Raw genomic sequence first — 12953 nt, forward strand, 5'->3', positions numbered from 1 at the left:
ACGCCCATGGGCTCCGCCAGCACCGGCAAGACCAGCGCCGACGGGCGCAAGGCACATGTGCAGGAGTTGCGCCGCGCCGAGCAGGCCCGGGCGCGCCGGACGCGGATCCTGGCGATCGCGGCGAGCGTGGTGGCCGTCGCGGGCCTCGTCGTCGGCGGCGTGGTCTTCGTGCAGTCCCGCTCCGGCGACGACAAGTCGACCGACGCGGCCGCCGAGGCCAAGGCGGCCCAGGACGGCAAGGCGGGCGGCAAGATCGGCAAGGACGGTGCGGGCCACTTCGTGACGGGCAAGGACGGGGTGCGGACCTGGACGGGCGAGCTGTCCCGCAACCACGTCAACACGCCCGTCTCGTACCCGATGCACCCGCCCGTGGGCGGCGACCACAACCCGGTCTGGCTGAACTGCAACGGCGACGTCTACACCGAGCCCGTCAAGGACGAGAACGCCGTGCACTCGCTGGAGCACGGCGCGGTCTGGGTGACGTACACCGGCAAGGCGGCCGAGTCGGACGTGGCGGCGCTCGCGGCCAAGGTGAAGAAGACGCCGTACACGCTGATGAGTCCGTACGAGAACCAGCAGGCTCCGCTGATGCTCTCGGCATGGGGCCACCAGCTCACCGTGCGCAGCGCCTCGGACCCGGCCGTGGACAAGTTCTTCGCGACCTATGTGCAGGGCTCGCAGACGCCCGAGCCGGGTGCCTCGTGCACCAGCGGGGCGATGAAGTGAGCAAGTACGTCGGCTGGATCGCGGGCGCCGCCGCCACCGCGCTGGTCGCGGCCGGGGCGATCACCTACGCGGTCGCCGAGGACAGCGCGGGCTCCGGCACGAACCGGCCGGCCACCCCCTCCGCCGACTCCGCGGACGCCGGTTTCGCCCGGGACATGGCGGTCCACCACCAGCAGGCCGTCGAGATGTCGTTCATCGTGCGCGACCGTACGACCGACCCCGAAGTGCGCCGTCTCGCCTACGACATCGCCCAGACGCAGGCCAACCAGCGGGGCATGCTGCTGGGCTGGCTCGACCTGTGGGGGCTGCCGAAGGTGTCGGCGGAACCGCCGATGACCTGGATGGGCATGGGGGACATGGCCGCCGGCAAGGACGGCGCGCTGATGCCGGGCATGGCGACCAACACGCAGCTGAAGAAGCTGGGCGAACTGAGCGGAAGGCAGGCCGAGGTCTTCTACCTCCAGTTGATGACGGCCCATCACAAGGGCGGCGTCCACATGGCCGAGGGCTGTGTCGCCCGCTGCACGGTGGGCGTGGAGAAGAGGCTGGCGCAGGGCATGGTGGACGCGCAGCGCTCCGAGATCCGGCTCATGGCCGACATGCTCGAGAAGCGCGGCGCCGCGCCCGGTTCCTGACGCGGGCGCACCGGGGCTCCCGGATCCACCGGAACGCGACACCCGCCCACCGGAATCCGGGGAGCAAAGCTCACAATTCGGCCGTAACTCCCCGCACCTGACGGTTCCTTGGCTTTCTCTTGGCTTGCCCATTCCCCTGGCATGCACGGTTCATCAGGAAGAGTGGCCCTCGATCGTGTGATCCATTCACGGGCGTGGGCCGAACCGCCGCGGCCCCCGCGCGGATCGCACGAGGACCAACCACTCATTGCGTTAGATGCGATCCGCATCGCAGGGGGTTCTATGAGATCCAACCGCGCTACCGTGCGCGCCGGAGTGAGCATGGCGGCGACTCTGCCGATGCTCGCCGGTGCGCTCGCGCTCGGCATACCCGCGGCGCACGCCGCGGACCACTCGGGCCGAGGCGCGCTCGCGGGCACCAGGCCCGCGTGGGCGACGGCCAAGGCGGACAAGGGCGCCACCGCGAACAGCGCCCAGGTGAACGCCCGGGTGTACCTGGCCGGCCGGGACGCCTCCGGCCTCGCCGCGTACGCCAAGGCGGTCGCCGACCCGTCCTCGCCCATGTACGGCAAGTACCTGAGCGCCAAGCAGACGCAGGCGCGCTTCGGCGCGACCAAGGCCCAGGTGGCCGCCGTGAAGTCGTGGGTGAAGTCGGCGGGCCTGAAGGTCACCTCCGTCACCCCGCACTACATCGCGGTCTCCGGTGACGTCGCCGCCGCCGAGAAGGCGTTCGGCACCCAGCTGCACAACTTCGCCAAGGGCTCGAAGACCTACCGTGCGCCGGCCCGGACGGCGTCGGTTCCGGAGGGCCTGAAGGGCGCCGTCCTGACCGTCACCGGCCTGGACAACGCCCCGCACAAGGCGAACCACAAGGACCAGCTGCCGCCGCCGGACGCGGTGTTCAAGAACGCCGGGCCGTTCTCCTCGTACTACGGCTCGAACACCGCGAGCACCCTGCCCTCCGCCTACGGCCAGCAGGTCCCGTACGCGGTCCAGGGCTACACGGGCAAGCAGCTGCGGGCCGCCTACGGCGCCGGCACCTACACCGGCAAGGGCGTCCGGGTCGCGATCACCGACGCGTACGCCTCGCCGACCATCGCCTTCGACGCGGCGAGCTACGCGAAGAAGCACGGTGACGTGGCCTGGAAGACGGGCCAGCTGACCCAGGTGCTGCCGAAGAAGTACACCAAGACCAAGGAGTGCGGGGCCGCGGGCTGGTACGGCGAGGAGACCCTCGACGTCGAGGCCGTGCACGCGGTCGCGCCCAACGCCAGCGTCACGTACGTGGGCGCCGCCTCCTGCTACGACGACGACCTGCTGGACTCGCTCAGCAAGATCGTCGACAACCACCTGGCCGACATCGTCTCCAACTCCTGGGGCGACATCGAGGCCAACCAGACGCCGGACCTGGCCGCCGCCTACGACCAGGTGTTCCAGTTCGGCGCGGTGGAGGGCATCGGCTTCTACTTCTCCTCCGGTGACAACGGCGACGAGGTCGCCAACACCGGCACGAAGCAGGTCGACACCCCGGCCAACTCGGCGTGGGTGACCGCGGTCGGGGGCACCTCGCTCGCGGTCGGCAAGGACAACACGTACCAGTGGGAGACCGGCTGGGGCACCGAGAAGGCCCTGCTGTCCGCGGACGGCAAGAGCTGGACGAACTTCCCGGGCGCGTACACCTCCGGTGCGGGCGGCGGCACCAGCCGGACCGTGCCGCAGCCGTACTACCAGAAGGGCGTCGTCCCGAAGGCGCTGGCCACGGCCAACAACGCCGAGGGCAACCGCGTCGTCCCGGACATCGCGGCGATCGCCGACCCCAACACCGGGTTCCTCGTCGGCCAGACGCAGACCTTCCCGGACGGGTCGGAGCAGTACAGCGAGTACCGCATCGGCGGCACCTCGCTGGCCGCGCCGGTCATCGCGGCCGTGCAGGCCCTCGCCCAGGAGGCCCGCGGCGGCAAGGCGATCGGCTTCGCCAACCCGACCATCTACTCGAAGTACGGCTCGAAGCTGTACCACGACGTGGTGGACCAGCCGACCGGCAAGGAACTGGCCGTCGCGCGCGTCGACTACGTCAACGGCTACGACGCCACCGGTGGTCTGAGCGTCTCCGTCCGCAGCCTCGGCAAGGACAGCTCGCTCAAGGCCGTCAAGGGCTACGACGACGTCACCGGCGTGGGTTCCCCCGCCAACGGCTACGTCAACTCCTACCGCCGCCACTGACACCCGGCCACAAGCGCGCCCGTTCCTCCTCCGCGAGGGGCGGGCTCGCCTGCGTGCACGGGGACGGCACCCACCACGCCCCGGCGGCCCCGGACACGACCACGACCCGGACCACCCGCACCACGCCCAAGGGCCACGGCCACGGCCACGCCTTCAGCGCCCGCGCGCCCGTTCCTCCTCCGCGAGGGACGGGCACGCATGCGTGTGCAGGACGGCTTCGGCCACGTCCCGCGGGTGGTCGAGCATGAGGAGGTGGCCGGAGGGGGAGCTGATGCGCAGGGTGCCGTTCAGGAGGGTGGCGAGGGCGCGCTGTCTCGCCAGCCAGAGCGCCCGCCGGTGTGCCGGACGCCGCGGGTCGTCCGCGGCGAGCACGGTGACGGGCAGGCCGGGCGGCAGGGGGCGGCGCCGGCGCAGCGCGGCGAGTGCGACGGCCTGGTCGGTGTAGGTGGCGTTCTCGGCGAGCGCCGCGTGCAGCCAGCGGCCGGTGGAGTAGGCGCGCCGGACCGCGTCGTACGGTGCGGGGTCCTGCCCGCCCACCCGGCCCGCCCGGACGGCCGCCCGGCGCAGCGGCGGGCCGGCCACACGGGGCAGTCCGGCGGCGCTCACGAGCGTGGCGTACGCGCGCGTGGCGGTGTCGCGGACCGCGCGCGCCCGGCGCGGGCGGGGGTGCTCCTCCACGCTGGAGTCGACCAGCACGAGCCCCGCGGACCGCCCGGGGAACAGCCGGGCGAAGGCCTCCGCGTGGAAGCCGGCGAGCGAGTGCCCCACCAGCGTGACGGGCCCTTCGAGGCGGAGCGCGTCGAGGACGGCCGCGATGCGCCGCGCCTCCCCGGCGAGCGTCGGCCAGCGGCGCGTGTGCCCGCTCAGGCCGAGCCCGGGGCGGTCGAAGCGGACGACGGTGCGGTCCGCGGCGAGCAGCGGCACCACGGGATCCCAGTCGAACCAGCACATCCCGAGCCCGGGGCTGAGGACGCACGGCGGCCCGCTGCCGTCGACGACCACATGGTGGACCACACCGCCGATCCCGATGAAGGTCATGACCGTCGCCTGGGTTCCGGTCCCCTGGGTTCCATAGGGGCATCATGCCGCCCGCGAGGGCGTGCGGCGGCCCGCACCGCGTGAGGGACACACCGCGTGGGGCGGCCCACACTCCGTGCCACCCCATCGTGTCGCTCTGACGATTACACTGGGCGCGTGCCTCGACTTCGCCTCGCCCTGAACCAGATCGACTCGCGCGTCGGTGACCTCGCCGGAAACAGCGAGGCGATCGTCCGCTGGACCCGGCACTCCGCCGAGCGGGGAGCGCATCTCGTGGCGTTCCCGGAGATGGCGCTGACCGGGTATCCCGTCGAGGACCTGGCGCTCAGGTCGTCCTTCGTGGAGGCGTCCCGCGCCGCGCTGCACGCCCTGGCCACCCGGCTCGCCGAGGAGGGTCTAGGGGAGCTGCCGGTGCTCGTCGGCTACCTGGACCGCTGCGAGACCGCCCAGCCGAAGTACGGCATGCCGGCCGGCGCGCCGCAGAACGCGGCGGCGGTGCTGCACCGCGGCGAGGTGGTGCTGAACTTCGCCAAGCACCACCTGCCGAACTACGGGGTCTTCGACGAGTTCCGCTACTTCGTGCCCGGCGACACCATGCCGGTGCTGCGCCTGCACGGCGTCGACGTCGCGCTCGCGATCTGCGAGGACCTGTGGCAGGAGGGCGGCCGCGTCCCGGCCGCGCGCACCGCGCGCGCGGGGCTGCTGCTGTCCGTCAACGCCTCCCCCTACGAGCGCGAGAAGGACGACACCCGCCTCGAACTGGTCCGCAAGCGGGCCCAGGAGGCCGGCTGCACCACCGCCTACCTCGCCATGACCGGCGGCCAGGACGAGCTGGTGTTCGACGGCGACTCGATCGTCGTCGCCCCGGACGGAGAGGTGATCGCGCGGGCGCCGCAGTTCACCGAGAACTGTGTGGTCCTCGACCTGGACCTGCCGGCCGCGGCGCCGGACGCGCCCGAGGACGTGGTGGACGACGGGCTGCGCGTCGACCGGGTCGTGCTGTCCGAGGAGCCGCTGGCGCCGTATGAGCCGGAGCACACCGGCGGCTACGCCGACCGGCTCGACGACGACGAGGAGGTGTACACGGCGCTGGTCGTGGGCCTGCGGGCGTACGTGCGCAAGAACGGCTTCCGGTCCGTGCTGATCGGTCTGTCCGGCGGCATCGACTCCGCCCTCGTCGCCGCGATCGCCTGCGACGCGGTGGGCGCGGAGAACGTGTACGGCATCTCGATGCCGTCGAAGTACTCCTCGGAGCACTCCAAGGACGACGCGGCGGAGCTGGCGCGGCGCACCGGGCTGAACTTCCGCACCGTTCCGATCGCGCCGATGTTCGGGGCGTACATGGACTCCCTGGGCCTGACGGGCCTGGCGGAGGAGAACCTCCAGTCCCGGCTGCGCGGCACGCTGCTGATGGCGGTCTCCAACCAGGAGGGCCACATCGTCCTCGCCCCCGGCAACAAGTCGGAGCTGGCGGTGGGCTACTCCACGCTGTACGGCGACTCGGTGGGCGCGTACGGCCCGATCAAGGACCTGTACAAGACGTCGGTCTTCCGGCTGTCGCAGTGGCGCAACCAGGTGGCGGCCGAACGGGGCGAGACGCCGCCGATCCCGGAGAACTCGATCACCAAGCCGCCGAGCGCGGAGCTGCGCCCGGGTCAGGTGGACACGGACTCGCTGCCGGACTACCCGGTGCTGGACGCGATCCTCGACCTCTACGTCGACCACGACAAGGGCGCCGACGAGATCGTCGCGGCCGGCTACGACGGCGAGCTGGTCGCGAAGACGCTGCGCATGGTCGACACGGCCGAGTACAAGCGCCGCCAGTACCCGCCGGGCACCAAGATCTCCGCCAAGGGCTTCGGCAAGGACCGGCGCCTGCCGATCACGAACGGCTGGCGCGAGAAGGCGTAGCGGCAAGCAGGGAGGAGCCCCGGCCGACGGGGGAAGATCGGCCAGGGCTCCTCCTGGTGTTACCGCGGTGGTCCAGTGGACGGCGTGGTCCGGTGGACGCCGTGGTCTAGTGGACGGAGTGCTCCTCCAGCGGGAACGCCCCGCCGACGACGTCCTCGGCGAAGGCCCTGGCCGCGTTGCCCATGACCTCGCGCAGGTCGGCGTACTTCTTGACGAACTTCGGCACGCGGCCGCCGGTCAGCCCGAGCATGTCGGTCCACACCAGGACCTGTGCGTCGGTCTCCGGTCCGGCGCCGATGCCGACCGTCGGGATGTGCAGCACCCGCGTCACCTCGGCCGCCAGCTCCGCCGGGACCAGCTCCAGCACGACGGCGAAGGCGCCCGCGTCCTGCACGGACTTGGCGTCGCGCAGCAGCTGCTGGGCGGCCTCCTCGCCGCGGCCCTGGACGCGGTAGCCCATGGCGTTGACGGACTGGGGGGTCAGGCCGATGTGGGCCATGACCGGGATGCCGGACTCGACCAGCAGCCGGATCTGCTCGTGCGAGCGCTCGCCGCCCTCCAGCTTGACGGCGCCGACGCCCGCCTCCTTCACCAGCCGGGTGGCCGAGCGCAGCGCCTGCACCGGGCCCTCCTGGTAGGAACCGAAGGGGAGGTCGCCGACGATCAGGGCCCGCCTGGTGCCGCGGACCACCGCGGCGGAGAGCATGGTCATCTCGTCGAGGGTGACGGGCACGGTCGTGTCGTACCCGAGGTGGCAGTTGCCCGCCGAGTCGCCGACCAGCATCACCGGGATGCCGGCCTCGTCGAAGACGGAGGCGGTCATCGCGTCGTAGGCGGTGAGCATGGGCCACTTCTCGCCGCGTTCCTTGGCGACGGCGATGTCGCGGACGGTGATGCGGCGGGTGCCCTTGCCCCCGTACAGCGCCTTGCTGCCGTCGGAGGGGCTGTTCTGAACAGTCTGGGCAGCCGAAAGCTGCGTCATGGCAACGGCTCCTTCGGTCATCTCGAGGCGCCCTGACGGCGTCCCCGGACTCTCCTCCATGGTGGCACCTCGTGCCGTGCCGGGCCAGAGGGCCCGCGTGTGCGCAAGATCTCGGAACGGGTCGTCCAGGTCCCTCGCAAGGGCGTCGGTCGTAAGATCTGAGTAAAGTATTTTCCGATACGAGACGGTCTCGTATCGGAAGTGCCCTAGGCTCGACGCCATGACTACTCCTGCCGTTCCCGCCTCCCGGATACCGGAAGCGGTGCACCGCCGCCGCTGGGCGATCCTCGGCGTTCTGATGCTCAGCCTGCTGATCGTGGTGCTCGACAACTCGATCCTCAACGTCGCCATCAAGACGATCGCGACCCCGGCTCCGACCGGCCTGGGCGCCACCCAGAGCGAGATCGAGTGGGCCATCAACGCCTACACCCTGGTCTTCGCGGGCCTGCTGTTCACCGCCGGCCTGATCGGCGACCGCCTCGGCCGCAAGAAGGTCCTGCTCGGCGGACTGCTGGTGTTCGGCATCGGTTCGGCCCTGGCCGCCGAGTCCGGCTCCCCGGGCCAGCTCATCGCCTTCCGCGCCCTGATGGCCCTGGGTGCCGCCTTCGTGATGCCCGCCACTCTCGCGGTGCTGATGAACGTCTTCGAACGCGAGGAGCAGCCCAAGGCCATCGGCATCTGGGCCGGCGGCGTCGGCCTCGCCATCGCCATCGGCCCGATCACCGGCGGCGCGCTGCTCGACCACTTCTGGTGGGGCTCGGTCTTCCTCATCAACGTGCCGATCGTGATCATCGCGCTCGCCCTCATGGTGTGGCTGGTGCCCGACTCCCGCGACCCCAGCCCGGGCCGCCTCGACCCCATCGGCGTGGTCCTGTCCGTCGTCGGCCTGGTCCTGCTCGTCTACGGCATCATCAAGGGCGGCGAGCTGGCCGACTTCACCGACGCCAAGGTGCTGTCCACCATCGTCGCCGGTCTCGTCGTCCTCGCCGCCTTCATCGTCTTCGAGAAGCGCAGCGACCACCCGTCCCTGGACGTCACCTACTTCAAGAACAAGGTCTTCTCGGCCGCCATGAGCGCCATCGCGCTGGTGTTCTTCGCGCTGATGGGCGTCACGTTCTTCGGTGTCTTCTACACGCAGAGCGTGCGCGGCTACTCGCCGCTGGAGTCCGGCCTGCTGATGCTGCCGCTGGCCGCCGCACAGATGATCTTCGCGCCGCGCGCCCGGCTGGTCGTCGACCGCTTCGGCAACAAGGCCACCACCACGGCCGGCCTGATCGTCATCGCGGCGACGCTGGCCGCCTTCGCCGGCTTCGAGGCGGACACGCCGATCTGGCTGCTGGAGGTCGTCTTCTTCCTCATGGGCACCGGCATGGCGCACATCATGACGCCGACCAGCGTGGTCATCATGCAGGCCCTGCCCCGGGAGAAGGCCGGCTCGGCGTCCGCGCTGAGCAACACCTTCCGCCAGGTGGGCGGCGCGCTCGGCATCGCCGTGCTCGGCTCGGTGCTGTCGACGGCGTACCGTGACGGCATCGAGGGCAAGCTCGGGCTGCTCCCGCCCGGCCTGCGGGAGACGGCCGGCGAGTCCATCGAGGCCACCCTCGGTGTCGCCGCGAAGCTCGGCCCGCGCGGCCAGGCCCTGGTGGACCCGGCCAACGACGCCTTCCTGCACGCCATGCACGTCACCGCGCTGTGCGGGACCGTGGTCGCGCTGATCGGCGCGGTCGTGGTGGCCGTCTTCCTGCCGGGCAAGGCGGCGACGCTGCAGAAGGACAAGGAGGAGCCGGAGCTGGTGGCCGCGGTGGACTAGTGCCGCAGGGCCGACGGGGGCGGCGGACAGTCAACGGGGGCCGAGGGCCAAAGGTGCGCACGCGCCGGCGGCCACCGGGTAGGACAATCTCCCGGTACGACGAAAGGACGTCTCAAGTGAGCCTTGCCCACAGCCAGGCCGCCCCCGCCCCCGAGGCCCCCGCGCGCGGGCGCCCCCGCAGCGAGGCGGTGGAACGCGCCATCGTCGAGGGCGTGATGAAGCTCCTGGAGGACGGCGTTCCGCTCGCCGAGCTCTCCATCGAGCGCATCGCCCGCACCGCCGGCGTCGGCAAGGCCACCATCTACCGCCGCTGGAGCGGCAAGGAGGAGCTCTTCGTCGACGTCGTGCGCGCCGCCGAGCCCGCCGACCCCGAACTGCCCGGCACCTCCATGCGCGACGACCTCGTGGCCCTCCTGGAGCAGCTGCGCCGGCGCGGCCTGGTGAGCCGCTCGTCGGCGATCCTGCACAACGTCTACGCCCAGATGAAGAGCAGCCCGAAGATCTGGTGCGCCTACCACGCCACCGTCGTCGAGCCGCGCCGCAGGCTCCAGCGCGAGATCCTGCGCCGCGGGCAGGCCGACGGCGAGCTGCGCGCGGACATCGACGTCGACCTGCTCAACGACATCTTCGTCGGCCCCATGCTGGTGCGCAGCGTGATGCGCCCGGACGCCGACCTGCCGGAGGGTCTGTCGGAGCAGATCGTGGACACGGTGCTGGAAGGGCTACGACCCGTCAGTTCCCGTCCCTAATGTGCGCGTTTCGTCACAGAGCCCGCTTCCGGCGCCGTAACCGGAACTCCGGCCGCCGACTTGTTCGTCCTCGAGCCCGTACGGCCGTCACAGGACGGCGGAACGGAGCCGTTCATCCCCTAGGGTCGTAACCCACGGGGGGAACGGTGTGCACGGCAGGCAGTGAGGCGACGGTATGGCGCAGCAGGCGTACATGACGGAGACGGACAGCGGCGGCTCGGGGCCCGAGCCCCGGTGGGACCGGCTTCGGCGCCTGGCGAACCGCGTCTTCGGCGGCTGGCGCGGCGACCGGCGGATCTGGCGCCGGGGCATCGTGCTCGCGGCCGTCGCGGTGGTGCTCGCCCTGGTGATGGCGGTGCACTCGCGCATCCCCAACCGCATCGGCAACCTCGGCAGCCTCACCGAGACGTTCCTGCCGTGGTTCGGGCTGCTGATCCCCGTGCTGTTCGTCCTGGCCCTGGTGCGCAGGTCGGCGACGGCGCTGATCGCGGTGGTGCTGCCCGCGATCGTCTGGCTCAACCTGTTCGGCGGCCTGCTCACCACCAAGACCGGCAGCGGCGGCGACCTGACGGTGGCCACGCACAACGTCAACGCCGACAACCCCGACCCGTCCGGCACCGCCCGCGAGGTGGCCTCCGCCGGTGCGGACGTGCTCGCCCTGGAGGAGCTGAAGGCGTCGGCGGTCCCGGTGTACGAGAGCGCGCTGGCCTCGACGTACAAGTACCACGCGGTGCAGGGCACGGTGGGGCTGTGGAGCAAGTACCCGCTCAGCGGGGTGCGGCCGGTGGACATCAGGCTGGGCTGGACGCGGGCCATGCGCGCCACGGTGGCCACGCCCGAGGGGCCGGTCGCGGTGTACGTCGCCCACATGCCCTCGGTGCGGGTGAAGATGAACGCCGGGTTCACCGCCGCCCAGCGCGACCAGAGCGCGGACGCGCTCGGCCAGGCGATCGCCGCCGAGCGGCAGCCGAAGGTGATCCTGCTCGGCGACCTCAACGGCACCATGAACGACCGCTCGCTCAACGCCGTCACCTCCCAGATGCGCTCCACCCAGGGCGCGGCGGGCGACGGCTTCGGCTTCAGCTGGCCGGCGTCGTTCCCGATGGCGCGGATCGACCAGATCATGGTCAGGGGCGTGGAGCCGGTGAGCTCCTGGTCCCTCCCGCGCACGGACAGCGACCACCTCCCGATCGCGGCACGTGTGAAGGTCGCCACATCGACAGCCGGTTCTTGACCTGCCGGAACACTGGGCCGGAGAGGATTTGTTCCGCAGCTGAACATAATATGTCCCACGCTGTACGGAACCCACCCTCGAAAGGCCCTTCATGCCCCTGGCGTTGCTCGCCCTGGCCATCGGCGCGTTCGGAATCGGCACGACCGAGTTCGTGATGATGGGCCTCCTGCCCGACGTGGCGGACGACCTGCACATCTCGATCCCCACCGCCGGACACCTGGTCTCGGCGTACGCGCTGGGCGTCGTCATCGGCGCCCCGCTGCTGGCCGCGCTCACCGCACGGCTGTCCCGCCGGCAGGTCCTGATCGGCCTGATGGCCCTGTTCGTCGCCGGCAACGCGCTGTCCGCGCTCGCCCCCGGCTACGACTCCCTCCTGGCCGCCCGCTTCCTGAGCGGCCTCCCGCACGGCGCCTTCTTCGGCGTCGGCGCGGTGGTCGCCACGGGCATGGTGCCGCCGGAGCGCAAGGCACGCTCGGTGTCCCTGATGTTCCTCGGCCTGACCGTCGCCAACGTCGCCGGCGTCCCGGTGGCCACGCTCATGGGCCAGCACCTGGGATGGCGGGCGACCTTCCTGGCGGTCAGCGCCATCGGCGTCGCGGCCATCGCCTCGCTGGCCCTCCTCCTCCCCCGCCGCCACACCCCCTCGGCCGGCCACGCCCCGGCCACCGGGCTGCGCGGCGAACTGGCCGCGCTGCGCCCGCTCCCGGTCTGGCTGGCCCTGCTGACGACGGTGGCGGGCTTCGGCGCCCTCTTCGCCGCCTACAGCTACGTCACCCCGATGCTCACGGACTCCGCCGGGTACGCCGAGTCCAGCGTGACCCTCCTCCTGGCCCTGTTCGGCGTGGGCGCCACGGCCGGCAACCTGCTCGGCGGCCGCCTGGCCGACCACTCGCTGCGCCGCACCCTGTTCGGCGGCCTGTCCTCACTGGCGGCGGTGCTCGTGCTCTTCCCGCTGCTGATGCGGTCCGAGTGGAGCGCGGCCCTGGCGGTGACCGTCCTCGGCATGGCCGCCTTCGTCACCGGCTCGCCGCTGCAGCTGATGGTCATGGAGAAGGCGTCGGCGGCCCCCTCGCTGGCCTCCTCCGCCAACCAGGCGGCCTTCAACCTGGCCAACGCGGGCGGTGCGTGGATCGGCGGGCTGTCCTTGGCCGCGGGCTTCGGAACGACGTCGCCGGCGCTGGCGGGGGCCGCGCTGGCGGTGCTCGGCCTGGGGGTGGCGGCGGTCGCGTACGCGGTGGACCACCGGCGCGCGGTCCCGGCGCGGCCGGGCCGCGTGGTCGCGAGCCACGTACCCGAGCCGGCCGAGTCCCTCCAGCACTGAACCCCGGTGGGGGTGGCCGTCAGGCGGGAGCGCTCACCGCGCGTGCGGGGTGCCTCCCCCGGAGGGGGTGCCCCAGCGCCCACCCGTGCCGCCTGGGGGTACCTCCCAGGCGTTGAGCACTAGGGGGGCACGACTGCCCGCAGCTACGTCGGCACAGCGCTGCCCGCAGCCACCACGACGTCGGGAGTGGGGCGTGGGGGTGGGGCGCGGCCCGCCGCGCACTGCGGTCCCTCCTGCGCCCACCACGCTCCTCCGGGGCCGTATGTCCGTGTGCGGCGGGCCGGCCCCCCCCCCCCCCCCCCCCGGGGGCGGCCCCCCCCCCCC

The 12953-nt window shown here is 72.0% G+C and carries 10 protein-coding genes; 8 read left to right on the forward strand and 2 right to left on the reverse strand.

Annotation, left to right across the window (positions count from 1 at the left end):
• Positions 1-6 precede the first annotated feature (6 nt).
• From R2S09_RS10180 to R2S09_RS10190, 3 genes are all read left to right on the forward strand, one after another.
• Positions 7-726, forward strand: a complete 720-nt coding sequence (locus R2S09_RS10180; protein ID WP_316740483.1) for a DUF3105 domain-containing protein — start codon at positions 7-9, stop codon at positions 724-726.
• Entirely contained in the window at positions 723-1361 is a 639-nt protein-coding gene (locus R2S09_RS10185) for a DUF305 domain-containing protein (RefSeq protein ID WP_316740484.1), read from the forward strand. The genes R2S09_RS10180 and R2S09_RS10185 overlap by 4 nt, the downstream gene beginning before the upstream one ends.
• A gap of 282 nt (positions 1362-1643) precedes the next feature.
• On the forward strand, positions 1644-3584 hold the full coding sequence (locus tag R2S09_RS10190) for a protease pro-enzyme activation domain-containing protein (protein ID WP_306189257.1): 1941 nt from the start codon (positions 1644-1646) through the stop codon (positions 3582-3584).
• Between the two features lie 153 nt (positions 3585-3737).
• On the opposite strand, the gene R2S09_RS10195 is transcribed toward R2S09_RS10190, so the two are convergent.
• A complete protein-coding gene (locus tag R2S09_RS10195; RefSeq protein WP_316740486.1) occupies positions 3738-4622 on the reverse strand; it encodes an alpha/beta hydrolase in 885 nt (294 codons plus the stop codon).
• Between the two features lie 156 nt (positions 4623-4778).
• On the opposite strand from R2S09_RS10195, the gene R2S09_RS10200 reads away from it, so the two are divergent.
• On the forward strand, positions 4779-6533 hold the full coding sequence (locus R2S09_RS10200) for an NAD+ synthase (RefSeq protein ID WP_306189259.1): 1755 nt from the start codon (positions 4779-4781) through the stop codon (positions 6531-6533).
• A 106-nt stretch (positions 6534-6639) separates the two neighbouring features.
• Here R2S09_RS10200 and panB read toward each other — a convergent pair whose 3' ends face one another.
• Positions 6640-7515, reverse strand: coding sequence for a 3-methyl-2-oxobutanoate hydroxymethyltransferase (gene panB / locus R2S09_RS10205; protein WP_316740487.1), 876 nt, complete (start codon positions 7513-7515; stop codon positions 6640-6642).
• A gap of 220 nt (positions 7516-7735) precedes the next feature.
• Here panB and R2S09_RS10210 point away from each other — a divergent pair, with 220 nt between their 5' ends.
• The 4 genes from R2S09_RS10210 (at position 7736) to R2S09_RS10225 (ending at position 12629) form a co-directional block, all read left to right on the forward strand.
• On the forward strand, positions 7736-9325 hold the full coding sequence (locus R2S09_RS10210) for an MFS transporter (RefSeq protein WP_316740488.1): 1590 nt from the start codon (positions 7736-7738) through the stop codon (positions 9323-9325).
• 116 nt (positions 9326-9441) lie between these two features.
• Entirely contained in the window at positions 9442-10074 is a 633-nt protein-coding gene (locus R2S09_RS10215) for a TetR/AcrR family transcriptional regulator (protein ID WP_316740489.1), read from the forward strand.
• Between the two features lie 175 nt (positions 10075-10249).
• On the forward strand, positions 10250-11308 hold the full coding sequence (locus R2S09_RS10220; protein ID WP_316740490.1) for an endonuclease/exonuclease/phosphatase family protein: 1059 nt from the start codon (positions 10250-10252) through the stop codon (positions 11306-11308).
• A gap of 91 nt (positions 11309-11399) precedes the next feature.
• The gene (locus tag R2S09_RS10225) at positions 11400-12629 is read left to right on the forward strand and encodes an MFS transporter (protein ID WP_316740491.1); all 1230 of its coding nucleotides are present in this window, start codon (positions 11400-11402) and stop codon (positions 12627-12629) included.
• Positions 12630-12953 lie beyond the last annotated feature (324 nt).

It is taken from the genome of Streptomyces sp. MK7, assembly GCF_032658145.1.
Classification (GTDB): Bacteria; Actinomycetota; Actinomycetes; order Streptomycetales; family Streptomycetaceae; genus Streptomyces; species Streptomyces spiralis.

What these genes read in the sequence shown, in the direction of transcription:
- R2S09_RS10190 (WP_306189257.1), top strand. Translation starts at nt 1,644, where the DNA reads ATGAGATCCAACCGCGCTACCGTGCGCGCCGGAGTGAGCATGGCGGCG.
- R2S09_RS10220 (WP_316740490.1), top strand. Translation starts at nt 10,250, where the DNA reads ATGGCGCAGCAGGCGTACATGACGGAGACGGACAGCGGCGGCTCGGGG.
- R2S09_RS10225 (WP_316740491.1), top strand. Translation starts at nt 11,400, where the DNA reads ATGCCCCTGGCGTTGCTCGCCCTGGCCATCGGCGCGTTCGGAATCGGC.
- R2S09_RS10195 (WP_316740486.1), bottom strand. Translation starts at nt 4,622, where the DNA reads ATGACCTTCATCGGGATCGGCGGTGTGGTCCACCATGTGGTCGTCGAC.
- R2S09_RS10180 (WP_316740483.1), top strand. Translation starts at nt 7, where the DNA reads ATGGGCTCCGCCAGCACCGGCAAGACCAGCGCCGACGGGCGCAAGGCA.
- R2S09_RS10210 (WP_316740488.1), top strand. Translation starts at nt 7,736, where the DNA reads ATGACTACTCCTGCCGTTCCCGCCTCCCGGATACCGGAAGCGGTGCAC.
- panB (WP_316740487.1), bottom strand. Translation starts at nt 7,515, where the DNA reads ATGACGCAGCTTTCGGCTGCCCAGACTGTTCAGAACAGCCCCTCCGAC.